Source organism: Pseudomonas parafulva, from assembly GCF_002021815.1.
Taxonomy (GTDB): Bacteria; Pseudomonadota; Gammaproteobacteria; order Pseudomonadales; family Pseudomonadaceae; genus Aquipseudomonas; species Aquipseudomonas parafulva_B.
This window is the reverse complement of sequence record NZ_CP019952.1, coordinates 1,184,398-1,209,136: the sequence shown is the minus strand read 5'-3', so window position 1 is coordinate 1,209,136 and position 24,739 is coordinate 1,184,398. Positions and strand designations below refer to the sequence as shown.

The 24,739-nt window shown below is 62.7% G+C and carries 19 protein-coding genes and 4 pseudogenes; 16 read left to right on the top strand and 7 right to left on the bottom strand.

Annotation, left to right across the window (positions count from 1 at the left end):
• Positions 1-51 precede the first annotated feature (51 nt).
• The gene (locus B2J77_RS05370; RefSeq protein ID WP_058604332.1) at positions 52-846 is read left to right on the top strand and encodes a dienelactone hydrolase family protein; all 795 of its coding nucleotides are present in this window, start codon (positions 52-54) and stop codon (positions 844-846) included.
• Positions 847-1,002: 156 nt separating this feature from the next.
• Positions 1,003-1,704 (top strand): 4'-phosphopantetheinyl transferase family protein, encoded by a 702-nt coding sequence (locus B2J77_RS05365; RefSeq protein ID WP_058638517.1) that lies wholly within the window; start codon positions 1,003-1,005, stop codon positions 1,702-1,704.
• A gap of 3 nt (positions 1,705-1,707) precedes the next feature.
• On the opposite strand, the gene B2J77_RS05360 is transcribed toward B2J77_RS05365, so the two are convergent.
• Together B2J77_RS05360 and B2J77_RS05355 are read right to left on the bottom strand one after the other, a co-directional pair.
• Positions 1,708-3,279, bottom strand: coding sequence for an ATP-binding protein (locus tag B2J77_RS05360; protein WP_182139888.1), 1,572 nt, complete (start codon positions 3,277-3,279; stop codon positions 1,708-1,710).
• 29 nt (positions 3,280-3,308) lie between these two features.
• Positions 3,309-4,007, bottom strand: coding sequence for a response regulator transcription factor (locus B2J77_RS05355; protein ID WP_058638519.1), 699 nt, complete (start codon positions 4,005-4,007; stop codon positions 3,309-3,311).
• A gap of 674 nt (positions 4,008-4,681) precedes the next feature.
• Here B2J77_RS05355 and B2J77_RS05350 point away from each other — a divergent pair.
• The 3 genes from B2J77_RS05350 to B2J77_RS05340 all read left to right on the top strand — a co-directional run bounded on the left by B2J77_RS05350 (position 4,682) and on the right by B2J77_RS05340 (position 10,862).
• Positions 4,682-7,561 (top strand): ribonucleoside-diphosphate reductase subunit alpha, encoded by a 2,880-nt coding sequence (locus tag B2J77_RS05350; RefSeq protein WP_027914193.1) that lies wholly within the window; start codon positions 4,682-4,684, stop codon positions 7,559-7,561.
• Between the two features lie 215 nt (positions 7,562-7,776).
• Positions 7,777-9,030: a ribonucleotide-diphosphate reductase subunit beta gene (locus tag B2J77_RS05345; RefSeq protein WP_023536270.1), complete on the top strand. Its 1,254-nt coding sequence runs from the start codon at positions 7,777-7,779 to the stop codon at positions 9,028-9,030.
• A 545-nt stretch (positions 9,031-9,575) separates the two neighbouring features.
• Positions 9,576-10,862 carry an MFS transporter gene (locus tag B2J77_RS05340; RefSeq protein ID WP_058638520.1) on the top strand — a complete coding sequence of 429 codons (1,287 nt, stop codon included), beginning with the start codon at positions 9,576-9,578 and terminating at the stop codon, positions 10,860-10,862.
• A gap of 189 nt (positions 10,863-11,051) precedes the next feature.
• Here B2J77_RS05340 and B2J77_RS05335 read toward each other — a convergent pair whose 3' ends face one another.
• From B2J77_RS05335 to tagH, 5 genes are all read right to left on the bottom strand, one after another.
• Positions 11,052-11,510 carry a hypothetical protein gene (locus B2J77_RS05335; protein ID WP_058638521.1) on the bottom strand — a complete coding sequence of 153 codons (459 nt, stop codon included), beginning with the start codon at positions 11,508-11,510 and terminating at the stop codon, positions 11,052-11,054.
• A 30-nt stretch (positions 11,511-11,540) separates the two neighbouring features.
• The gene (locus B2J77_RS05330) at positions 11,541-11,981 is read right to left on the bottom strand and encodes a hypothetical protein (protein WP_058638522.1); all 441 of its coding nucleotides are present in this window, start codon (positions 11,979-11,981) and stop codon (positions 11,541-11,543) included.
• The gene (locus B2J77_RS05325) at positions 11,978-12,871 is read right to left on the bottom strand and encodes an NAD synthetase (protein ID WP_078479393.1); all 894 of its coding nucleotides are present in this window, start codon (positions 12,869-12,871) and stop codon (positions 11,978-11,980) included. The genes B2J77_RS05330 and B2J77_RS05325 overlap by 4 nt, the downstream gene beginning before the upstream one ends.
• Before the next feature lie 127 nt (positions 12,872-12,998).
• The gene (tagQ, locus tag B2J77_RS05320) at positions 12,999-13,799 is read right to left on the bottom strand and encodes a type VI secretion system-associated lipoprotein TagQ (protein WP_267128933.1); all 801 of its coding nucleotides are present in this window, start codon (positions 13,797-13,799) and stop codon (positions 12,999-13,001) included.
• Positions 13,714-14,889: a type VI secretion system-associated FHA domain protein TagH gene (tagH, locus tag B2J77_RS05315; protein WP_078478125.1), complete on the bottom strand. Its 1,176-nt coding sequence runs from the start codon at positions 14,887-14,889 to the stop codon at positions 13,714-13,716. Before tagH ends, tagQ begins: the two co-directional genes overlap by 86 nt.
• A gap of 469 nt (positions 14,890-15,358) precedes the next feature.
• Here tagH and B2J77_RS05310 point away from each other — a divergent pair.
• The 11 genes and pseudogenes from B2J77_RS05310 to B2J77_RS05265 form a co-directional block, all read left to right on the top strand.
• A pseudogene (locus B2J77_RS05310) lies at positions 15,359-15,703 on the top strand (type VI secretion system contractile sheath large subunit); the annotation flags it as partial.
• Between the two features lie 70 nt (positions 15,704-15,773).
• Positions 15,774-16,262 (top strand): Hcp family type VI secretion system effector, encoded by a 489-nt coding sequence (locus B2J77_RS05305; RefSeq protein ID WP_058638525.1) that lies wholly within the window; start codon positions 15,774-15,776, stop codon positions 16,260-16,262.
• A 70-nt stretch (positions 16,263-16,332) separates the two neighbouring features.
• On the top strand, positions 16,333-16,773 hold the full coding sequence (locus B2J77_RS05300; protein WP_058638526.1) for a type VI secretion system amidase effector protein Tae4: 441 nt from the start codon (positions 16,333-16,335) through the stop codon (positions 16,771-16,773).
• Positions 16,770-17,213: a hypothetical protein gene (locus B2J77_RS21445; RefSeq protein ID WP_182139752.1), complete on the top strand. Its 444-nt coding sequence runs from the start codon at positions 16,770-16,772 to the stop codon at positions 17,211-17,213. Before B2J77_RS05300 ends, B2J77_RS21445 begins: the two co-directional genes overlap by 4 nt.
• Positions 17,207-17,722: a type VI secretion system baseplate subunit TssE gene (gene tssE, locus B2J77_RS05290; protein ID WP_078478124.1), complete on the top strand. Its 516-nt coding sequence runs from the start codon at positions 17,207-17,209 to the stop codon at positions 17,720-17,722. The genes B2J77_RS21445 and tssE overlap by 7 nt, the downstream gene beginning before the upstream one ends.
• Positions 17,719-18,302 (top strand): annotated as a pseudogene (locus B2J77_RS05285) (type VI secretion system baseplate subunit TssF); the annotation flags it as partial. The gene tssE and the pseudogene B2J77_RS05285, both read left to right, overlap by 4 nt.
• Positions 18,299-19,000, top strand: a pseudogene (locus tag B2J77_RS05280) (type VI secretion system Vgr family protein); the annotation flags it as partial. The pseudogenes B2J77_RS05285 and B2J77_RS05280, both read left to right, overlap by 4 nt.
• 11 nt (positions 19,001-19,011) lie before the next feature.
• The gene (locus B2J77_RS05275) at positions 19,012-19,446 is read left to right on the top strand and encodes a DcrB-related protein (protein WP_078478122.1); all 435 of its coding nucleotides are present in this window, start codon (positions 19,012-19,014) and stop codon (positions 19,444-19,446) included.
• A gap of 9 nt (positions 19,447-19,455) precedes the next feature.
• Positions 19,456-20,559: pseudogene (locus B2J77_RS21825) on the top strand (DUF6531 domain-containing protein); the annotation flags it as partial.
• Between the two features lie 2,361 nt (positions 20,560-22,920).
• The gene (locus tag B2J77_RS21820) at positions 22,921-23,814 is read left to right on the top strand and encodes an RHS repeat domain-containing protein (RefSeq protein WP_409077310.1); all 894 of its coding nucleotides are present in this window, start codon (positions 22,921-22,923) and stop codon (positions 23,812-23,814) included.
• Between the two features lie 2 nt (positions 23,815-23,816).
• Positions 23,817-24,479 carry a hypothetical protein gene (locus B2J77_RS05265; RefSeq protein WP_078478120.1) on the top strand — a complete coding sequence of 221 codons (663 nt, stop codon included), beginning with the start codon at positions 23,817-23,819 and terminating at the stop codon, positions 24,477-24,479.
• Positions 24,480-24,739 lie beyond the last annotated feature (260 nt).

The following is a 24,739-nucleotide window of genomic DNA, read 5'->3' as shown; positions in this document are numbered from 1 at the left end:
CCCTGCTGAACATTGACTGAACGAACCGATCGCAATCCAGGAGTAGTCACCATGCGCGCCTTGCTGGCCTTGACCTTGATGTGTACCGCCGCCTTCGCCCAGGCGGCGGTACAGACCCGCGAGATTCCCTATCAGGATGCCGATGGCAACCGGCTGGTGGGCTATTACGCCTATGACGACGCCGTCACCGGCAAGCGGCCTGGCATCGTGGTGGTGCATGAGTGGTGGGGGCTCAATGACTATGCCAAACGGCGCGCCCGGGACTTGGCAGCGCTGGGCTACAACGCCCTGGCCATCGACATGTACGGTGACGGCAAGCACACCGAGCACCCTCAAGACGCCCAGGCGTTCATGGCGGCAGCACTCAAGGACCCCAAGGCTGCTGCCAGGCGTTTCGACGCCGGGCTGGCGTTGCTCAAGCTGCAGCCCAACACCAACAAGCATGACCTGGGCGCTGTGGGGTACTGCTTTGGCGGCAAGGTGGTACTCGATGCCGCCAGGCGCGGCGAGAAGCTTGACGGGGTGGTGAGTTTCCATGGCGCCCTGGCTACCGCTACTCCAGCAAAGCCTGGGGTGGTGAGGGCGGCGATTCTGGTGGAGCACGGCGCGGCAGATAGCATGGTGACGGCCGAACAAGTGCAGGCCTTCAAGGCGGAGATGGACGCGGCGAAGGTGAATTACCGCTTCGTCAGCCTCGATGGGGCCAAGCACGGGTTCACCAACCCTGATGCCGACCGACTGAGCCATGGGGATCACGGCGGCCCGGACATCGGTTATGACAAGGCAGCCGACGACCGCTCCTGGGCAGACATGCAGGCGTTCTTCAAGCAAGTGTTCAATGAGTGATCACACGGGGCAGCCATGATGGGATGCCAGCGCTCACCGTGACAGGTAGGCAACACTGGGCGCGTTTTCATGCTTGTGTTGAAAACTTCGCCCATGTGCCGGGCAGCATCGCCCTGCACCTCCCGCAACCCCTGCTCAGCTGGCACAATACCGCGCATGACTACCCTTCCTGCCTGCTGTACCTCGCTTCGGCAACACTGGCCCTTGCCCCGCCCCCTGCCTGGCGCGGTGCTGGTCAGTTGCGCCTTCGACCCCACAAGCATTACCCCGGACGATTTCGCGCGTGCTGGCATCGTACCCAGTGCGGGCCTGCTACGTTCAGTCGCCAAGCGCCAGGCTGAATATGTCGCAGGACGGGTATGCGCGCGTGCTGCATTGCAGCAGTTGGATGGCCGGGACTACGTGCCCACCACCCACCAAGACCGCTCCCCCATCTGGCCTGCCGGTATCCGGGGCTCGATTACCCACGGTAAAGGCTGGGCGGCGGCGGTGGTTGCCGCCCAAAGCAGCTGTCGCGGGCTGGGGCTGGATCAGGAAGCGCTGCTCGATGACGAGCGCGCCGAGCGCCTGATGGGCGAGATCCTCACGCCGATGGAGCTGGAGCGCCTGGACCACCGGCAGTTGGGCCTGGCCGTGACCCTGACCTTCTCGCTGAAGGAAAGCCTGTTCAAGACGCTCTACCCCCTCACTGGTCAGCGCTTTTACTTCGAACATGCCGAGCTGCTCGAATGGTCCGCTGAAGGGCTGGCCACGCTGCGCCTGCTCACCGACCTGTCCGCCCAATGGCGCAAGGGCGATCAATTGCAGGGGCAATTCTGCCTGCAGGACGGCCATTTGCTGAGCCTGGTCAGCGCCTGAGGCCTACAACGGCGCCTGTTGCCGCGGCCAGGCGAGGCTGAAACAGGCGCCTCCCAGGGCCTTGCCATGGCCTACCGTGGCACGGCCTGCGTGCCAATAGATGATACGGCGCACGATCGACAAACCCAGGCCATGGCCACCGGAGGCCCGGGTCCGGCTGTCGTCCAGGCGCATGAACGGCGTGAAGATGCGGTCCCACACCCCTTCCGGGATGCCTGGGCCGTCATCTTCCACATCGATACGGCAGACCTGCGGGCCTAGCTGGTAGCGCACGCGCACCTCATGCTCGGCATGGCGCAGGGCATTGCTCACCAGGTTCTGCACGGCGCGGTGCAGGTAGCGGGGTTCTGCCTCGACCCAGGAGGTCTCGCCTTCGACGCCCTGGCAATCGCCTCGCAGCAGGCGTATCTCACGGCGCAGTGGAGCCAATTCGGCAATGACCTGATCGAGTAAGGCATCCAGGTCGATACGCTGGAATGTCAGCGCCGGGGCGCCCTGCTCGAGGCGCGCGTAGGTGAGCATTTCGTCGACCAGCTTGTCCAGGTCCTGGATGTCGCCGTCCATGCCGGCAAGGTGCTTGGCGCGGGCCTGCTCGGTGGCGGCGCTTTCGACCATTTCCAGACCGAAGCGCAAGCGGGCCACGGGGGTGCGCAGCTCGTGCGACACGGCACGCACCAGCTCGCGCTGCATGGACAGCGAGCGCTGCAAGTGCTCGGCCATGCCATTGAATGCAGCGGCCAGGCGCCCGACCGAGTCGGCATCGCCTGCGGGGACGCGTGTGTCCAGGCTGCCCTGGGCGATGCCCGCCGCGGCCAGCGCCAGGCCGGACACGCGCCGCTCCAGTTGGCGCACCAGCAGGTAGACCACCAGGCCAATCAGGCTCAGCCCAACCAGGGTGATCAATACCAGCAACTGGGGTGGGTAAGGGTTGAGCTGGTGCAAGGGCCCGATCTCCAGTACCCACGGCGAGCCGGAGAGCCCGGCGAACACGCGTATGGAATCGCCATCCATGCCCAGCGCCATCACCGTGTCACCCTCCTCCACCCGGCGCCGCTGATCGTCATCCAGGCTGGCCCGCTCGATGCGCTGCAGGGCAACCCCGAACCCGAAGCCCTTGTCGCGCTTGATCTGCTCCAGGCGCTGCTGCTGTTCGGTCACCGGGTAACGCACCAACTCGTCGGCCAGCAAGTAGAGGGTCGCGCGGGCCAGTTGCTCGCTGATCTGCCTGACCTGGGCGACCAGCAGCAGGTCCTGCTGCCCTACCCTGCGCAACACCCGAGCCGCATGCGGGCCGGTCTTCTCGACCACCACGAGGCTGCGGTACAGGCGCGCGCGTTGTGTGCCATCAAGGGCGAAGGCCGACATGGGCTGCAATTGCAGCGGCACCCCCAGCAGCCGCCCCCACAGCAGCAGGGAACGCTTGCGCTCGGTGTCGCTCTGCAAGGCCAGGTTGTCTGCCATGAGGCTGAACGTGCCTTGGGCCAGGCCCTCGCGATGCTGGGCGGCACGTACTTCGTTGACCAGGTGCAGGCTGAGCACCCCCAGCAGCGCCACCAGCACCAGCACCGCCAGCATGCCGCCGTAAATGCGCAGGAAAATGGAGTTCACGGGCATTGGCCCACAAAAAGATAGCCTTTGCTGCGCAGGGTCTTGATCAACCGGGGTTGGATGGGGTCGTCGCCGATGCGAGGGCGGATGCGGGAAATGCGTATGTCGATGGAGCGGTCCTGGCCGTCATAGCCGACACCGCGCAGCGCCGTGGATATCTGTTCGCGGGTCAGTACCTTGCCAGCGTTGCTGGCCAGCAGCCACAGCAGGTCGAATTCGGCGCCCGTAAGCTCGATCTGCCGCTCGCCGAGCCACGCCTCACGCACCCGGCTGTCGATGCGCAGCGCGCCGAAGGTCAGGTCCTGGCGCTTGCCCGCAGGCGCCTCGCTGCGACGCAGCAGGGCCTGGATGCGCGCCAGCAACAGCCGGGGGCGTACGGGCTTGCACACGTAGTCGTCTGCGCCGATGTCCAGCCCTTGCACCTGATCCAGCTCGTCGGTGCGTGCCGTGAGCATCAGGATGGGCCCAGGGTATCGGCTGCGCACGCGGCGACAGATGCTCATGCCATCTTCCCCCGGCAACATCACATCCAGCATGACCAGGTCCGGCTGGGTATCGATGATGCGTCGCGCTGCACGCGCACCATCGCCCTCGACACTGACCGCGTACCCTTGGGCGCTCAGGTATTCGGCGGTCAGCTCGGCCAGACGCTGATCGTCTTCGACAATGAGGATGCGCGGTGGCGTTGGATCCATGGCGTAGGGCCTGTTGGTGCTGTTTTTCCCTGGATAGTACGACCAGCGCCCTGCCGAGCCAACCCACTGGATGGTTCTGCGGACAAAGATCCGAGTGCGTTGGCAGCCCCTGAAAAAAACTGCCCAGCGGCAAGCAGACGCAGAAAAATACTTCAAACCAGTGGGCACAAGGCCTACAGCGAATACTTACGTTTCACTCACAAAGTACCCACAAGATATCCACAGCCGCTCGCCTTGCAAACACCCCCATACCGCATTATCTTGTATCGCGATCGCGACGAACCACTAGATATAGGGGTTCGTGCAAAATCACTTACAAAAGTCAACCCGCAAAATCATCGGATTTTTCGGCTGAACTTACGGTGGTTTCAGCAGCCAAACCGCTCCTGCGGAGGCGACCGAGGCAAGCCCTGCCAGGGCCTTGTTCGGGCATGGGTGCACCAGGCGAGCCTGGCACTCATCAGCAACAGATTCCGGCAACCCGGAACTTTTGACTTCGGCCAGGGAGCGGCAAGCCATTGCCCTTATTCCTGAGTCTGTCCCGAAGTCGGTACGCCCGCGCGGACGGATGCGCTTGCGTTGCGCATCCCCGCCAGGCAATCGAGCAAGTGGACGGAACGGTGGGCGCCCAATTGGGCGCCTGATCAATATAGAAACTGTGGAGACACCCACCCATGCAAACCGACACGACTCGCGAGAACCCGCAGGCCAAGGCCCCGCAGGTTGCCGAATCCAATCAGGATCTGGCCGCCACTGCCCCTGGCCAACTGCGCGTGATCAAGCGTAACGGTACTGTCGTCCCTTACACCGACGACAAGATCACCGTGGCCATCACCAAGGCGTTTCTCGCAGTTGAAGGCGGTACCGCCGCCGCTTCGTCGCGCATTCACGACACCGTCGCGCGCCTGACCGAGCAGGTCTCGGCCACGTTCAAGCGTCGCATGCCATCGGGTGGCACCATCCACATCGAAGAAATCCAGGACCAGGTCGAACTGGCCCTGATGCGCGCCGGCGAGCAGAAAGTCGCCCGTGACTACGTCATCTACCGTGAGCAGCGCGCCAAGGAGCGCGCCACCCGCGTCAGCACCGACGCCGTGGTCGAGCCGCACCCAAGCATTCGCATCACCCTGGCCGACGGCAGCCTGGCGCCGCTGGACATGGCGCGCCTGAACACCATCATCAGCGAAGCCTGCGAAGGCCTGGCCGAAGTCGATGGCGACCTGATCCAGCGCGAAACCCTGAAGAACCTGTACGACGGCGTGGCCATCAAGGACGTCAACACCGCCCTGGTGATGACTGCGCGCACCCTGGTCGAGCGTGAGCCGAACTACTCGTTTGTCACCGCTCGCCTGCTGATGGACACCCTGCGCGCCGAAGGCCTGGCCTTCCTGAACGTTGCCGACAGCGCCACGCACCACGAAATGGCCGACTTGTATGCCAAGGCCCTGCCGGCCTACGTCGCCAAGGGTGTGGAGTTCGAGCTGCTCAACCCGGCACTGGCAGCCTATGACCTGGAGCGCCTGGGCAAGGCCATCGATCACGAGCGTGACCAGCAGTTCACCTACCTGGGCCTGCAAACCCTGTACGACCGCTACTTCATCCACAAGGATGGCGTGCGCTTCGAGCTGCCACAGGTGTTCTTCATGCGTGTGGCCATGGGCCTGGCACTGGAAGAAAAGGACAAGGAAGCGCGCGCGATCGAGTTCTACAACCTGTTGTCGTCCTTCGACTACATGGCCTCGACCCCGACCCTGTTCAACGCCGGCACCCTGCGCCCGCAGCTGTCGAGCTGCTACCTGACCACCGTCCCGGACGACCTGTCGGGCATCTACCACGCGATCCATGACAACGCCATGCTGTCCAAATTCGCAGGTGGCCTGGGCAACGACTGGACGCCGGTGCGTGCACTGGGCTCCTACATCAAGGGCACCAATGGCAAGTCCCAGGGCGTCGTGCCGTTCCTCAAAGTCGTGAACGACACCGCTGTTGCGGTCAACCAGGGCGGCAAGCGCAAGGGCGCTGTGTGTGCCTACCTGGAAACCTGGCACCTGGACATCGAAGAATTCATCGAGCTGCGCAAGAACACCGGTGATGATCGCCGTCGTACCCACGACATGAACACTGCCAACTGGATCCCTGACCTGTTCATGAAGCGTGTCTTCGACGACGGCAAGTGGACCCTGTTCTCGCCCTCGGAAGTGCCAGACCTGCACGACCTGACCGGCAAGGCCTTCGAAGAGCGTTACGAGTACTACGAAGCCCTGACCGAGTACAACAAGATCAAGGTGTTCAAGACCATCCAGGCCAAGGACCTGTGGCGTAAGATGCTCTCGATGCTGTTCGAGACCGGCCACCCGTGGCTGACCTTCAAGGACCCGTGCAACCTGCGCTCGCCTCAGCAGCACGTGGGCGTGGTGCACAGCTCGAACCTGTGCACCGAGATCACCTTGAACACCAACAAGGACGAGATCGCGGTCTGCAACCTGGGCTCGATCAACCTGCCGAACCACATTGTCGATGGCAAGCTGGACACCGCCAAACTGCAACGCACCGTCAACACGGCCGTGCGCATGCTCGACAACGTGATCGACATCAACTATTACTCGGTGCCGCAAGCGCGTAACTCGAACCTCAAGCACCGTCCGGTGGGCCTGGGCATCATGGGCTTCCAGGATGCGCTGTACCTGCAGCACATCGCCTACGGCTCCGACGCTGCCGTCGAATTCGCCGACAAGTCGATGGAAGCGGTCAGCTACTTCGCCATCCAGGCCTCCTGCGACCTGGCCGATGAGCGCGGTGCCTACGAGACGTTCCAGGGCTCGCTGTGGTCCAAAGGCATCCTGCCGCTGGACTCGCAACAGATCCTGATCGAGGCCCGTGGCCAGAAGTACATCGACGTCGACCTGAACGAAACCCTGGACTGGGCGCCGGTCCGTGCCCGTGTACAGAAAGGTATTCGTAACTCGAACATCATGGCCATCGCGCCAACCGCGACCATCGCCAACATCACCGGCGTGTCGCAGTCGATCGAGCCGACCTACCAGAACCTTTACGTGAAATCGAACCTGTCGGGCGAGTTCACCGTGATCAACCCGTACCTGGTTCGCGACCTCAAGGCCCGTGGCCTGTGGGACTCGGTCATGATCAACGACCTGAAGTACTACGACGGTTCGGTACAGCAGATCGAGCGTATTCCACAAGAGCTCAAGGAGCTGTACGCCACGGCCTTCGAAGTGGAAACCAAGTGGATCGTCGACGCCGCTTCCCGTCGTCAGAAGTGGATCGACCAGGCTCAATCGCTGAACCTGTACATCGCCGGTGCTTCGGGCAAGAAGCTGGACGTGACCTACCGCATGGCCTGGTACCGTGGTCTGAAAACCACCTACTACCTCCGTGCCCTGGCCGCTACCAGCACCGAGAAGTCGACCATCAACACCGGCAAGCTTAACGCCGTGTCCAGCGGTGGCGACAGCGCCCCGGTCCAGGCAGCCGGCCCTGCGCCAGTGCCCAAGGCCTGCGCGATCGACGAGCCGGACTGCGAAGCCTGCCAGTAAGGCCAGGCCGAGGCTTCCTGCGGGAAGCCTCTTTTTTGTAGAGCTGTATGCAAGCCTGCGGGTATGGCGCTGCCGCCCCGCTACTCGATACAAAAGCCGCAGCCGCGCCGCTGGGGCCAGCCCGCCACGGGCACCGCTGATTTGCGTGCACCGCACCGCAACCAAGATCTACCGGCCATACTCCACAGATGGCCCTCGAGCAGGAGACTCTCACCATGCTGAGCTGGGACGAATTCGATAAAGAAGATGACGGCGAAGTCGCCGCCAAAGGCAATACCCCTGCGCAGGCACACGCCGCCGCCACCCTCGACAAGCTCGACAGCGCCGGCGGTGCCGCGGCCCTGGAAGCTCGCGCCGCCACGGCCTCGGACTCCGAGGCCGTCAAGCGCGCCAAGGCGGCCCTGGACGCCCTGGACGTTGCCGAAGGCCTGGCTGAGCTGGAAGGCTCCTCTGCCCGTGTGGCGGTGGATGAGAAGCGCATGATCAACTGCCGCGCCGACCTCAACCAGCTGGTCCCGTTCAAGTACGACTGGGCCTGGCAGAAGTACCTCGACGGCTGCGCCAACCACTGGATGCCGCAGGAGGTCAACATGACCGCCGACATCGCCCTGTGGAAGAGCCAGGACGGCCTGACCGAGGACGAGCGCCGCATCGTCATGCGCAACCTGGGCTTCTTCTCCACGGCCGACTCGCTGGTTGCCAACAACCTGGCCCTGGCCGTATACCGCCTGATCACCAACCCCGAGTGCCGCCAGTACATCCTGCGCCAGGCCTTCGAGGAGGCGATCCACACCCACGCCTACCAGTACTGCATCGAGTCGCTGGGCATGGATGAAGGCGAGATCTTCAACATGTACCACGAGATCCCGTCGGTCGCGAAAAAAGCGGCCTGGGGCCTTAAGTACACCCGCGCCATCTCCGATCCGGAATTCAACACCGGCACCGTCGAGACTGACAAGGAACTGCTGCGCAACCTGATCGCCTACTACTGCGTGCTGGAAGGCATCTTCTTCTATTGCGGCTTCACCCAGATCCTGTCCATGGGCCGCCGCAACAAGATGACTGGCGTGGCCGAGCAGTTCCAGTACATCCTGCGTGACGAGTCGATGCACTTGAACTTCGGTATCGACGTGATCAACCAGATCAAGATCGAAAACCCGCACCTGTGGGATGCGGCGATGAAGGAAGAAGCCACCCAGATGATCCTGCAAGGGACCCAGCTGGAGATCGAATACGCCCGTGACACCATGCCACGCGGGGTATTGGGCATGAACGCAGCGATGATGGAGGACTACCTCAAGTTCATCGCCAACCGTCGCCTGACGCAGATCGGCCTGAAGGAAGAGTACCCAGGCACGACCAACCCGTTCCCGTGGATGAGCGAGATCATGGACTTGAAGAAGGAGAAGAACTTCTTCGAGACGCGGGTGATCGAGTATCAGACCGGTGGGGCGTTGAGCTGGGATTGATCCTCAAGCGCGTAGGTTTTCACTTCCGGCTGAAGTTTTTTCACCAACACTAAACTGAACCCTCCTGCTACAAGCGATGTTGATTGAGTGCACAAGGCCCGGATGAGCTCATTGTGCACTCAATCCCTCTGAAATTTTCTTATTCAGCTTTTGTACTGAAATCCAGTCAACGCTGAACCCTTCACTGCACCTCCGACACGTGCTACAGCAGGCGGAAAGTCTACGGCCGATGTAGCGGAGGTCGCTCACCTGTTGCCTGGCGACAAAAACGTTATCTGGTGCCAACGCGGGTTGTACCGGCGTGGAGAAGCAGCCGGAGCCTGGAAAAAGACCAGTGATCTGACAAATCTGCGGCTGAAAATCGGTTCTTTCGTCAAACGATGACCTTTGCGAATGGGTACAAGCGCCTGTTAGCTCTCGTGTCGCGTGAGTGCGCCCTGCGCTGCAGTGATCAGAATGTTTCATTAAGCATTTCAGGATGTGTCCAGCATAATCGAGGCGCTTGACCGCTCAAAAACGAACAGATTTATGCTGGAGAACCGTCTATGCCCGCTTCGCCTCCCGCCCGGTCCAAGGCCGCGGCGGTTCTACGTGTCACATCTGGTAACTTCCTCGAACAATTTGACTTCTTCCTGTTCGGTTTCTACGCCACCCAAATCGCTTCAGCTTTCTTCCCAGCCTCCAGCGAATTCGCCTCGCTGATGATGACCTTCGCGGTGTTCGGCGCCGGTTTCCTCATGCGGCCACTGGGGGCGGTGATTCTGGGCGCTTACATCGACGATGTGGGCCGCCGTAAAGGCCTTATCGTCACGCTGTCAATCATGGCGAGTGGCACGCTGCTCATCGTCCTGGTCCCTGGCTTTGCCACGATCGGCTATTGGGCACCCGCGCTCGTACTACTTGGCCGCTTGCTGCAAGGCTTCTCCGCCGGTGCTGAACTGGGTGGGGTATCGGTCTATCTAGCCGAAATGGCTACACCAGGTCGCAAAGGGTTCTATACCAGCTGGCAATCCGGCAGCCAACAGGTCGCCATCGTGGTCGCCGCTGCGTTGGGTTACGGGCTGAACCAAAGCCTGGCGCCGGCCGAGATCAGCGAGTGGGGCTGGCGAATTCCGTTCGCCGCTGCCTGCCTGATCATCCCGTTCATCTTCTTCCTGCGCCGTAACCTGCAAGAAACCGAAGCGTTCGAGAAGCGTCAGCATCGCCCGACCATGAAGCAAGTGATCGCCACCCTCGGCCGCAACTCATCGGTAGTCATCGCGGGCATGTTGATGGTCGCCATGACCACCAGCGCTTTCTACCTGATCACCGTGTACGCGCCGACCTTTGGTAAGACTGTGCTCAACCTGAGCGCAAACGACGCGCTGCTGGTGACGCTTCTGGTAGGCGTGTCCAACTTTATCTGGCTACCCATCGGCGGCACGCTCAGCGACCGTTTCGGTCGTAAACCAATCCTGATCGCCATGACCGTACTCACCTTGTTCACCGCTTACCCGGCACTGTCTTACCTGGCCCATGCGGCAAGCTTCGCGCACATGCTTGAGGTACTGCTGTGGTTCTCCTTCCTCTATGCGATGTACAACGGTGCGATGATCCCGGCGCTCACGGAAATCATGCCAGTCGAAGTGAAGGTAGCGGGCTTTTCCCTAGCCTACAGTTTGGCTACGGCTCTGTTCGGCGGTTTCACACCGGTCATGTCGACTTGGTTGATCCATGAAACCGGTGACAAAGCAGCGCCTGCTTACTGGGTCGCATTTGCTGCACTGTGTGCGCTGTGCTCGACGGTTGTGTTGTATCGTCGAATGGCAAGGAAGGATCGGGTTCCAATTTGAACCATCGTGAGCCATGAGTTGCCAGGGACCCGTGTCCCTGGCAGTGCCGTTATCCGCCCAGAGTGGGTCGAGCGCTCAGGCCACGCAAGTGGAAAGCAGATGGAAGCGCCAATGGCACCAGAGAGACCGGTGTCACTCCCCCTCAGTCCGCTGTTCACCTTATGGTTGCAGCGCAAGCCGTCACCCACGTCAGTGATCACCACCCGGCTCCACCCGCTGCACGGCAACCTGCTGGCGGGTGGTCATGTCGGCCAGTATCACCTCCCCTTCCTGGTGCGTCGGGGTGATCATCAGCGAGCGGACAAAGTGCTCGTTGCCGCCCTTGCGCTCCTGCACGTTCTCGAACGCCACAACGACCGTATCGTTGCGCCAGTTGCTGATATCGAAGCCGCCGGCGGCAATGAACTCGCGGATGTCGCGCACGTCGTTGAAGGTGTTAGCGGGCAGGATCAGCAAGCGGTCTTTGAGAAATACCTCGTAGTACTGGCGAGACCCAGCAGGCCAGTTGTGCGCTACCACGTGCTCGATGCGCCAGTGATGGACGTCGTTTTCATACACCACGACGCGTTCGACCTTGTGCCCGTTGCAGGCGGCGAGCAAGGGCAACAGCAAACCGCCAAGCCAGGTACGCTTTTGGCGCAGATTCATTCAGATAGCCTCGTTACATCCACAAAGGTGTCATTTACCGGCTTTCGCTACCCGGCGGTTGAATTTACGGATGTCCCGATACTCCATCAGGCGAACACGCATGTCCCGGTAGCGCTGGCTGTTGATGATCAGCAGAGCCAGCAAACCGAACACCAGGACGGAAATATACCCCCCCATGTGCGGGCGATAACCGTAGCTGGGCAATGCGGCGAGCAAGGCAACCACGAGGATGCCGACCACACCGCGCACGCCCCAGGCAAAGCCACGCACCATGGCGATATGGGAGGCGGCGCTCACTACACCGGCTGCCGCCAGCACCATCACCGAGAGTTCAGGGTCTGAACCGCGCATATAGGTGGAGAACACCAGCGAGACGGTACCGCCCAGCGCCATGCAGGAAAAGAAAAACTCGGCAATGAACACGCCGAAATAACGGGAAAGGAATGCTTGCAGTTCCTGGCCATGGGTCATTCGTCAATTTCCTCATAAAGCCCCACGGCAACCGACTGCACGAAGCTACTGCTGGCAAAACCCGACAAGCCGCCAATCGAGTCCTTGATCAAGGTATGCGTGGCGTGCTGGATTTGGGTGGGGGTGAAACGCTTGATCGCGGTACCCGCCGCCTGCTTCAGCTTCAGCTGCTTGGCGGTGAGCGACGGGTGCTTGATCTGCAGAAGTTCCTCGGCCAGGGCCTTGCGCTGCTGCCGCGACAGGCTCTGGAACAGCTCTCTCCAGCCCTTGCCGGTCGCCGCTTTGCGTGCCTGCAGGAAACGCACGGTGGTCAGGCTCGATGCGCCCACACCGGCCAGCGCTACGCCGTCGAGTATGCTCATTACCGTCTGGACCGTGTCATTACTGTCGAGCCAGTCGTTCTGCCCAGGGTCGAACACTTCGTTGAACACCCGATACCCGCCCATCATGCACTGCCCGGTCCCTGCCGCTGCGGCGGCATAACCGACCGCCGTCAACACCATGCTGGCGCCGCCAGTGAAAGGTACGGCAATGGTGCCGCTGAACATGACGACCCAACCCAGGTAGGCCGACAGGCAACTCAAACTGGCGTTCACGGCCTCTGCCATCACCTTGCGCTCACGAGCGCCGGTCTGCAGCTGGGTCATGAACTGTTCAGGTGACTTGTAAGGTGGCGCCTCCTGCAAAATCACGCGCTTGGGCGCGATGCTGCAGATCGGCTTGAATTCGCGCAGGACGATCACGTTGTACTGGGCATCGATGTAGACAACACCCGCGCCAACGATACCCGGGTCGGAATCAATGGCCCTGAATAGCTTCTGCTGGTCGAGGGTCAGCAACAACCGCTGGCGTGCCATTTGCTGCCGGTAGCCGCCGAGCACGTCGGTCATCAGGTCTGTCACAACAACTCTCCTAGTTTCAAAAAGCCGCTGCGCCGGCGCAACCGCGGCCCAGGCAGGTCAGGCGACCTGCACACGGGCTGCGGGTGCAGCGGCGCGAGCGCAACGCAGCGTGGGGTTACACGTTCGGGCACGGTATCGGCGCCCAGTTACCCATGTCGGGGCAGCGGCACATCTTGTTGACCTGGTCCACGCCAGCGTTGGCCACCTGTTGGGCCTCGGCCTTCTTGGTGGCGGCCTTCTGCAGGGTCTTCTCGGTGGCTACGGCCTCTTGCGGCACGGCCTTGTTGACCTTCTTGGCCTGGGTCTTCTTGCCGGTGGTCTTGGCCGGTGCGGCCACGGTGGCGACTTCGGTACGCGCCACGCCAACCTGCTTGAAGTCCTGCTCGTAGGCCTGGGTGTAGCTGTCGAGGTTTTCCGCGACGCGGCCATTGACGGTGGCCAGCAGCTTGTTCGACTCCTGCAGGCCCGAGACGATCTCGGCCAGGCGCTTGCGCCCTTCGGTGTCGTTGATGCGGTTGGCCTTGCGGCCTGCGATCAGGCTGGTGAACTCACGCTGGTAGCAGCTTTGCGAAGCCTTGGCATAGGCCATAGTGCGATCCTGGTCGGCGGCGCTCTTGTCGATGTCGGTGGCGTACGAGGCGATGCGCTGCTTGTCGTCGCTGATCTGCTTCTGGCGCTCCGTGTAGTAGCCGGCGGCGCCACCCACCAGGGCACCACCTGCTGCACCGATGGCGGCATTGCGGCCGCGGTTGTCGCCGTCGATCAGGGCGCCGGTCAAGGCACCGCCGAGGGCGCCGATGACCGCACCGCTGGCCACCGAGCGGGTCATGTCACCGTCGGTGGAACGCAAGTGCTGCACCGGCTCGTAGCAGCTCGGGTAGTACTCGACCTTGGTCGTGGCACCCACCTTGGACACCGGCGAGCTGGAGCAGCCGGCGACCAGGACTGTGCTGAAACGGGTTGCCGTGGCGCAGCAACAACAGCAACGCCTCGTCGGCATTGGGGGCGAATTTCAGCGGGTTGTTCTGCACCGGGGCAATGGTGGTCTGCTGCATGCGGAACTCGCCCTTCAGACTACTGCGCGCACGCAAAACATCGATCAGGCCCTCTACCATCAGGCGGTAGCTACGGCCGATGGCCTCCATCTGCGCGGCGGCATCGGCGGCGTCGATGCGCAGGTGCTCGATGCCAGCGCCGCGCAGGAACGCCTGCAACAGGGCGTCGCTGGCCATGGCCGGTGCGGGCGCAGCGGCAGGCGGCGCGACCGCTGCCGCTGTCACCGGCGGCGCTGACGGTGGCGATATCATATCCGCAGCCGCAGCCGCAGCCGGGGCCACTGCCGCCGGCGCTGCAGCCGGCGTCGAGCCGAGCAGGTCCCAGTCTTCCGGAATCAACCCCGGGGTGGCCGGGGCGGCAGTCGGTGCCGGCGGAGCCAACGGGGTTGGTGGGCGAAAGTCATGCTGCTGGGCAGGGACGTGGTCGGGCTGGCTGACCGGCGGCACGCTGGCCGGGCCGAGGAAATCGAACAGGTCAGGCAGGGTGTCATGGCTCGAAGCCCCCTGCAGGAGCGCAGCCGGCGCCCCGGAAATCGCCGGGGCAGGCATGGTCGGGGCGGCCATCTGGTTGGCCATCAGCGCTTCGAAACTGTGCGCCTGGGGCTCGCTTTCAAGGCTGCCAGGCAGGCTCGCGTCGATCCGCGCCTGTATCTCGTATTCACCAATACGGATAACTTCGCCATCCATCAACGGCTCACTGTTACCACGACGCAAACGAATACCGGCACAAACTAACTCGACACCATTGGTGCTGTCGTCGGTCAAGTAATACTGGCCATTCTTGGACTGGATCACACAATGCCGAGACGATACCAACCGTTCCGGGTCGGGAAGTACCCAGTCATTGTTAGCCGCGCGACCAATAGTGATGGCACCGCTCTCCAGCCGCATTTCCGGACATTGTCCAGGGGTAATCTTGTGATAGCTGGTGATAGTTAGGCAAAGTGCCATCATGCCTCCTTGCATCCGTTTAGAACGTCGATCCATCCATTCGAGTTAGTGTGCGAAGCCACTCGAACACCGCTGCAACGCTTGATTCACGTAGCCCAGGCAAAAACCAAAAATATATGAAGGGTATGTAACGCCAATGCCGTAGCCAAACCAGAATCCATGACGAGCGGTGCCTGGCTACTGCCAACAGCGTCACAGCAGGCACTCGGAGGCGCGTAGCTTACCTTGACACCTGCAAATAGATAAACCATAAATGCGCAACTTCGAAGTGCCAAAATAATATCATCGTGATACCACTTCGACACGCGTTAAAAGTTTGTGCGCCAGTTCACATTTGCAAATTCGCACAAGAACACGCCCTCATCAAGGGCCGATAGGGAGATCGAATTCTGGTGTACGCATCGCCGTTGCTCGCCGCTGTTTCTGCTGACTTCCCCTGCGGCGAAGACCTCGAATATGACGCTGAGTTTCCAACCTGGCCGCGCGCCTGCCGTATCTGTTCGCCACCTGCCGCTTCGCGCACTACCTCAAGTGCATCGTTCGCGACAAGATCGGCTCGTTCAAGGAAAAGGACGAGATGCAGCGCTGGCTGCAGGACTGGATCCTCAACTACGTCGACGGCGACCCGGCGCACTCCACCGAGACCACCAAGGCCCAGCACCCGCTGGCAGCGGCCGAGGTCGTGGTCGAGGACGTCGAAGGCAACCCGGGTTACTACAACTCGCGCTTCTACTTGCGCCCCCACTACCAGCTCGAAGGGCTGACCGTGTCGCTGCGCCTGGTATCGAAGCTGCCTTCGGCCAAAGGGGCCTGACCGCCCCCGGGCTGTCTGACAGCCCTAACTGCACCCAACCGCCAACCTGACGCGTAATACCGAGGACATCATGGCTGTAGATATTTTCATCAAGATCGGCGACATCAAGGGCGAGTCCCACGACAAGGCCCACAAGGACGAAATCGACGTGCTCAACTGGAGCTGGGGCATGTCCCAGTCCGGCAACATGCACACGGGCAGCGGCGGCGGCTCGGGCAAGGTCAACATCCAGGACCTGTCGATCACCAAGTACATCGACAAGTCCAGCCCCAACCTGATGGCCCACTGCTCCAGCGGCAAGCACATCGACAAGGTCAAGCTGACCGTGCGCAAGGCCGGGGGCGAGAGTCAGGTCGAGTACCTGATCATCAACCTTGAAGAAGTCATCATCAGCTCGCTCAGCACCGGTGGCTCGGGCAGCGACGACCGCCTGACCGAGAACGTGACCCTGAACTTCGCCAAGGTCACCGTCGATTATCAGCCGCAGAAAGCCGACGGCAGCAAGGAAGGCGGCCCGATCAAGTACGGCTGGAACATCCGCTCCAACGTCAAGATCTGACCGACCGCGTCCGCGCTGCCTTGGCTGGCGTGGACGCCTTTCCCTCACCTCACCCGCTTACGGTGAACCCATGGCCAAGCCTTCTTTCATCAACCTGTGGAATGCCTACCCGACTGACTCGTCGCCTTGCGACGGCGGCTGGGACAACCAGTGCGCCATTCGCATGAGCATTGCGCTCAATGGCGAACACACCATCAAGGTGAATGCCGGCAGCTACAGCGAACCGCGCTGTGCTCATGGCCATGCCCGGGGCGCCGAGTCGCTTGCCAACTGGTTGTGGAAGTACCATCTCGGCGCACCCCTACAACTGAGCGGCAGCGCCGACGACCGCCTCAAGCTCAGCGAGAAGCGCGGCATCATCTTCTTCAAGGATTGCTTCGCCCGTGCCGGGCAGGCATTCGACAACCGTACCGGCGACCACATCGATCTGTGGGACCGAGGCCGGGTCACGGGCTATTTCGCCGACCAGGCGCACCGATCCAAGGCTGTCTGGTTCTGGGAGCTCAAATGAGACCTGCATGCACAACCCTGCTGCCGGCGCTGCTGCTCGCATTCGCCTTGAACGCGTGTGCCCAGGCGCCCGCTGCCCCGTCGGGCGCGGCGCCTGAGGTGAACTTGGGCGGCCACACCCTTGCGCTGGTTAACCACCAAGGCCGCTGCGCGCTGCGCAAAGCCGATGCCTCGCTGCTGCAACTGGACATGCCCTGGCCCTGCCAGCTCAGCCCAGGGCGCGACAGCGGCAAGCCACGCGTCGAACAATTCAAGGGGGCGCAGATCATCATTGTCAGCCATGTGCAACCAGACCCGGCGCAACCTGGCCGTTGCGACAGCCAGTTCCAGGCCGTGCGTCAGCTCGGCACGCGCCTGGAGCCCTCCATCCTGGCCCGTGGCGGCAGTTGCTCGCGTGGCCCTGTGGACCAGAAGAACTTCGTGGGGCTGTTCGAGTGGTAGCCGAGATCGCCGCCCGCGACCGCCTGCAGCCGTCGCTGCTGGACCGCCTGACCGACGACAACCCGGGCAACCCGCAGGAAGCCCCGGACAAGCGCGTGCTCAGCCTGCACCAGCTCAAGGCCTCTGTGCTGCGCGACCTCGCCTGGTTGCTCAACACCACTTCGCTGCTCGACAGCGTCACCACCCTGGACACCCCGGCCGGGGCCTCGGTGGTCAACTATGGGCTACCGGCGCTGGCCGGCAACAGCGCCTCGAACATTGACCTGACCGCCCTGGAACGCATCATCCACCAGGCCATCGCCACCTACGAGCCACGCATTCTCCCCCACACCCTCAAGGTGCGGGCCCAGGCCGCGCCCGGCGAGATGAACGCCAACGCCTTGAGCTTCGAGATCGAAGGCGACCTGTGGGCCCAGCCAGCGGCGCTGCCGTTGCTGCTGCAGACCGACATCGACCTTGAGTCCGGGCATGTGCGTGTGGCCCCCGCCGAACGCCGGAGGCGTGCATGAACCCGCGCATGCTCGAGCTGTACAACCAGGAGTTGCAGCACATTCGCGAGAGTGCCGCGGAGTTCGCCAGGGAATACCCGAAAGCGAGAGTGCCGCGGAGTTCGCCAGGGAATACCCGAAAATTGCCGGGCGCCTGACGTTGTCCGGCATCGAGTGCGCCGACCCGTATGTCGAGCGCCTGCTCGAAGGCTTCGCCTACCTCACCGCCCGGGTGCAGCTCAAGCTCGACGCCGAGTACCCGACCTTCACCCACAACCTGCTGGAAATCGCCTACCCACACTACCTGGCGCCGACCCCATCGATGACCGTGGTGCAACTGCAGACCGACCCCGACGAGGGTTCGCTGGCCAGCGGTTTCCGCCTGCCGCGTGACAGTGTGCTGCGCGCCAACCTGGGGCGCAACTCGCAGACCCCGTGCGAGTTCCGCAGCACCCAGGACGTTACCTTGTGGCCGTTGCAGGTGGCCGCCGCCGAGTACTTCGGCAACCCCGGTGCGGTGCTCGGGCGCCTAGCCGGCAGCGTGCCGCAGGCCCGCGCCGGCATGCGCCTGACCTTGCGCACTGGCGCCGAGGTGCCGTTCGCCAGGCCTGGGCCGGCAAGAACTGGGGTTCGATGCAGATCCCGCGGATCGGCCAGGAGGTGATCGTCAGCTTCCTCGAAGGCGACCCTGACCGGCCGATCATCACCGGCCGCGTATACAACGCCGAGCAGAGCGTGCCTTACGACTTGCCCGCCAATGCCACGCAAAGCGGCATGAAGAGCCGTTCGAGCAAGGGGGGCAGCCCGGCCAATTTCAATGAAATCCGCATGGAGGACAAAAAGGGCGCCGAGCAGCTGTACGTGCATGCCGAGCGCAACATGGACACCGTGGTCGAGCAGTGCGAGACGCTGGCGGTCGGCATCAACCGCACCCAGACGGTCGGCATGCTGGAAACCATCACCATCGGCCAGGACCGCATCCGCGCCGTGCGCCGCGACGACATGCTGCTGGTCGGCGCTAGCAAGACTGACAGCGTCAGCACCAGCTACCTGATCGAAGTGGGTGAAAACCTGCGCCTAGTGTGCGGCAAGAGCGTGATCGAGCTGAACGCCAGCGGCCAGATCAACATCAGCTGCGCGCAGTTCAGCTTCCATGCCAGTCAGAACGGCGAGATCAATACCGACGGCACCCTCGACCTGAACGTCGGCAGCGGTGCGCAGACCGCACCCGACAACCAGGGTGTGAAAAAGACCATCGACGACTCGGTGAAGGCGATCTTCTCCGGCTCCGACCAGTAACGAGACCTGTCATGAGTTATCGCGTCAACGAATTCCGCCTGGCCCTGCCCGATGCCGCCGTGCAGGACAGCAGCATCAACATCCTGCGCTTCGAGGCGCTGGCCACCTCGCTGATCATCAGCCGAAGCCAGCTGGCCGAAGGCGAGACCTTGCAGAGCAATTTCGATGGCCAGCTGCAGCGCCTGCAACAACAGGTCAAGGACTTGCGCATGCAACCGGCCCAGGCCGTGCAGGTGGGTGCCGCCCAGGCGATCGCCGCCATCGAGCTGAGCAGCCAATTTAGCAAGGGCCAGGAAAAGGTCCACCAGTACCAGCTGGCCCTGGTGCTGCCCGGCACGCGCAAGATGTTTGCCCTGAGTTACGTCAAGGCCAGCCCGCTGGGCGCAGCAGACGCGGCGCACTGGGCAACCATCAAGCAGTCGCTCGATTTCGACAACCTGGGCTGATCGCGCACCATGTCCGACGCCCTGTGGGCCGCCCGCGAAGGCGACGCGCTGATGCACACCTCGATGCTGGCAGACATCGTCGGCGGTGTACTGGAAATCGCTGCCACCGTGGCCATCGGTGCCCTGGCCACTGCCGCCGTGGCGGCGGCGTTCGGCCTGACCGTGGCCACCGGTGGCCTGGGCTGCTTCGTGCTGGGTGCGGTGGTCGGCCTGGTGGTCGGTGTCGTCATGGCCAAGACCGGCGCCGATACCGGCCTGAGCCGATTATGCGAGGGTATCGGAAATTTCCTGTTCCCGCCGTCGGTGCAGGCCACCATCATCAGTGGCTCGCCGAACACTCGCACCAACGGCATGCGCGCGGCACGTGCTGCCGGCATCGTCACCGGCCCGCCGGCACCGCTGGAGCCGGCCGGCGCCGAGGCTGGCGAGGCGAAGGAAGAAAGCTTTCTGGACATGGCCAAGGGCTTCTTCTCGCAGATGTGGCGGCCGACCGTGGCCACGCCAGCCGCCAATACTCTGCCAGCCCCGGACGACAAAGTACTGTGCAGCAAGCACCCGCCCATGCCACCGCAATATCTGGCCGAAGGGTCAAGCAAGGTACTGATCAATGGCCACCCGGCCTGCCGCAGCGGTGACCGCAGCACCTGCGAAGCGGTGATCGTCGAAGGTGGCCTGATATCGAGCAACGTGCGCATCGGTGGAGAGCCGATCGTAGTGCGCGAGATACGCAGCGGCAAGACGCCGGGCATCGGCCTGGCGGTGACCGCGCTGATGCTGCTGCGCGGGCGTGGCGGCAAGTTCTACAGCAAGTTCGGCTGCATGCTGGTGGGCGGGGTGAGCAGCGTCGTGACCGGGCAGGTGACCGGTGCCCTCACCCAGGCCATGGCCGGTTCGCCCAACCCGGTACATGCGGCGACCGGCGGCAAGGTCCTGTGTGGCGATGAAGACCTCGACTTCACCGTGCAGGCCACCCTGCCGATCGCCTGGCAACGCTTCTATAACAGCCACGACGAGCGGATCGATGGCTTGTTCGGCGCGGGCTGGAGCCTGCCTTACGAAGTTTCGGTAGAGGTTGGCGAAGACGATCACCTGGTGCTGGTCGACGAGCAGGCCCGCCGGGTGGATATGGGCATCATCACCTTGGGTGATGCGGTGTTCAGCGTCGGTGAAGGGCTGAGCGTACGCCGGGCGCACAACGGCGAGCTGCTGACCGAAAGCCGCGAAGGCGAGTACCGGTTGTTCCAGCCGACCCCGGGGCGGCCTGACCGACTGCGCCTGAGCCAGATCGGTGATCGCAACGACAACCGGATCTACCTGGATTACGACGACCAAGGCCGTCTTTGCCAGTTGCGCGATACCTTCGATCAGGTGCGTGTCCGGCTCGGCTACAGCCAGCAATGGCCACAGCGTGTGAGCCACGTCGACTTCCACGCGGCGAGCGGCGAATCGCAACGCTTGGCCAGCTATGGCTATGACGTAAACGGTGACCTGGCTCAGGTGCTGGATGGCGCAAGTCAGCCGCTGCGCAGCTTTGCTTACGACGCCGCCCGACGCATGATCGAACACCGTACTGGGGGCGGTCTGTGTTGCAATTACGAATGGGCGCAGCATGAGGACGGTTGGCGGGTAGTACGACACTGGACCAACGGCGGCGACAGCTACGCCTTCGAATACGATGTGGCCGCTGGCATCACGCGGGTGACCGACAGTCTTGGCCGCGTCGCCGTGCGCCACTGGAACCCGCAGTATCAGATCACCGCCTACACCGATGCACTCAAGCGGACCTGGCGCTTCGAATGGAACGACGAGCGCCAGTTGCTCGAGGCAAGCGATCCCATGGATGGACGCTGGCAATTTTTCTACGATGAGTCGGGCAATCTTGCCGAAACGGTCGACCCGCTGGGGCGTAGCGAGTCGAGCGAGTGGCTCGAGCATTGGTCGCTGCCGCGCAGCCAGACCGACCAGGCCGGCCACCGCTGGACATTCGCCTACGACCAACGTGGCAACTGCACGCGCGAAACTGACCCGCTGGGCCAGCACACACGGTATCGCCACGACAGCCAGGGAAACCCTGTCGAAATCATCGATGCCAATGGTTCCAGCCGCCACCTGCGCTGGAACGAGCAAGGACTGCTGGTCGAACAGCGGGACTGCTCCGGCTATCTGACCCGCTTCGCCTACGATACATTGGGCCACCTGCAATCGATCACCGACGCCCAGGGCGAGCGCACCGGCTACCAGCATGACAGCAAGGGTCGCTTGCGCAGCGTGACCTTGCCCGATGGCCGCAGCGAAGCGTTTGTCCTGGATGCCAGCGGCTTGTTGGCACAGCACATCGACACAGCAGGTCACGTTACCCAATACCGGCGTAACCGCCGCGGGCAGCTGGAACTACGCACCGATGCGCTCGGCCGACAGGTGCGCTACCAGTACGATAACCATGGGCGCCTGCTCGCGCTGTACAACGAAAATGGTGAAGCATACGGTTTCGAATGGGATGCAGGCGACCGGCTGATCGCCGAACGCGACCTGGACGGCGGCTTGCGGCGCTACCAGTACGACCTACTGGACAACCTTGTCCAGGTGACCTTCATGCCTGCGCCGGGCAGCGAGGAGGCGCCCATCATTCATCGCATGGCGTATGACGCCGGCGGTCGCCTGCTGACCCGCCATACCGATGAGGGGCGCACCGAATACTGCAATGACCCCCTGGACAACGTGGTTGCGGTCCGCCGTACCGCCGTGGATGGCCAGGTCGAGGAACTTGGCTTCGCCTTCGATGCACTTGGCCAGTTGCTCGAAGAACACAGCGCGCAGGGCCGCGTGCAGTATCAGTACGACCCGCTCGGCAATGTCACCCGCACGCGAGTCCCCGACGGCCGTTGGATCAACCGCCTGTACTACGGTAGCGGGCACCTGCACCAGATCAACCTCGATGGCAAGGTGGTGTGCGATTTCGAGCGAGACCGCGTACACCGGGAGACGCTGCGCCTGCAGGGCAACCTGGCGATTCAACGCCAGTACGACCGTGGCGGGCGCGTGCGCACCCTGCTGCGCCGCCCGGCAACCCAACCCCGCCAGCTGCCGGCGCCAGACCAGCAGCGGTACCAATTCGACGCGGCCGACCAACTGGCCGTACGCGAAGTGCAGCATCCGGGCACCGGCTATTTGCAGGCTTATCAGCATGATGGCTGCGGCTATGTGCTGGGGCGCCAAGACAGCCCTGTCGGCCAGCGCGAAGCATTCCGCTACGACCCGGCCGGCAACCTGCTCGACCCGCGGGCAGCAGGGGCCGGGCTGGTCCGGCACAACCGCGTGCTCACTTTCGAGGACAAGCGCTATCGCTACGATGGCTTCGGTCGCCTGGTGGAAAAGCGCAGCCGTCGCCGCGGTACGCAGCATTTTCGCTACGACGCCGAGCACCGGCTGGTCCAGGTGCGCAACTTGCAACCCGGGCGGGAGCGCATCATCGACATGCGCTACGACCCGATGGGCCGGCGTACCGAGAAGATCGAATCGACGCTCGACGGCCAGGTGGTCGGCCGCACGCGCTTCAGCTGGAGTGGCCTGCGCCTGCTCGGCGAGCAGCACAATGGCCGGCAGGCGTTGTACCTGTACGAGGACGATGGTCATGAACCGCTGGCCCGGGTGGATGGCCTGGGTGCTCACCAGCAGGTACTGCATTACCACAATGACATCAACGGCCTGCCGGAGCAGTTGACCGACGACGCTGGCGAGGAGGTGTGGTCGGCGCGCTACCTGACCTGGGGCGCAAGCTGGGATGAACAGCGGGCTACCCGTCTGCCGGAAAAACAGAACCTGCGCTTCCAAGGCCAGTACCTGGACCGCGAAACCGGCCTGCACTACAACTTGTTCCGCTTCTACGACCCGGAGATAGGCCGCTTTACCCAGCCTGACCCGATTGGTCTGGCCGGTGGTTTGAACCTTTACGAGTATGCGCCCAACCCGTTTACTTGGATCGACCCATGGGGTCTATTGAAGGAAGGCGAGACCGCGGGGTATGGTGCCAAGGCGCACCGAGGCGATGGCCTTGAAGCTCATGAGATTCTGCGTAACAAGTTCTTGCAGGACGCCGGTATTGCACCGAAAAACCGCAGGTTGCGCGGCAACCCTTCGATTGCCCTGACGCCGAAGCACCATGATCAGGTGCATGCTGCAGAGAACCGGTTACGCAAGGCAATGGGCCTCAAGCCTAACCAGATGCTCAAAAGCGGCAAGCTTGAAATCCGCTTGATGTCCAAGGCGATCTACCAATCGTTAGTCAGCCAGGGGGATGTCACAATCCAGCAACTCAGAACGGCACGACGCTACGCCAAATCGTTCGCCAAAAGCAAAGGGTGTTACTAGCCATGAAGAAAATCGTGTTGTCCCAACAAGATCACGGCTACGGCCAGATCGGTGGTGCGCCTTTGCTCAAGGATCTCTCCCTGTGGCCGGCCAACCCGCAAACCGGTGGGCTGATGACTCCCATCATGACCCTTACCGAACCATTCCAACCGGCCCGGTTCGTCCCACCAGGCATGGCTATCACCGTTTTTCTTGCAGTCGCGCAACAGCAGGATGGTAGCTTCAACCGCCCACTTCAACGTCGCTATACGGTCAATCAGCAGTCTGAACTGCAGAGCGTGCTCAGCGGTGGCTTTGCCCGGGTCATTCTGCATGAACTCGCCAGCCATCCACTGGAGCCCAGCACCCCGCCCTTGCTGCTGGAGCGAGCGTTCATCGATTTCGAAGAAATGACCGACGAGGAGCATGACGAGGAGCATGAGGATGAAGACAGCGGGATCGGGCTGAGCAAGCCCAGCGGTCGCCCTTGCTGGCTGCAGGATCCGATCTACGAACCACCGCGCTACATGTTCATGATGCAACTGGTAGACGCCGACGTGGCCCAAGCCAGTCCGCCACATGGTGGGCTGTTTGGCGAAGGTAATGGCTACCTGTTCGTGGACATGCAGGCGCGCCGTGGCAAGGAAGGCGATGACGCCGGGTTCTTCTTCATTCAGTTCACCTGAAGGGCTGCTGACTCAAGGCGATCACCCGAGAGGGGCAAGGGCTGAGGAGATTCACGTGAACATCTGTCACTTGGACAACGCGCCGCCCCTTGGGGAGACTTGGGCGAAGATACCGATGTAGACAGCATCAAGCGCGCCGGCCCACACACCCCAGCCGCCTAGCCCATTACCGACTACCTCGATCTGGAAGGCGGGCCGACCTCTACAATCGATTCACTGCCGCATGACCCTGGCTTGCCGCACGTATGCCCGCGTACCGG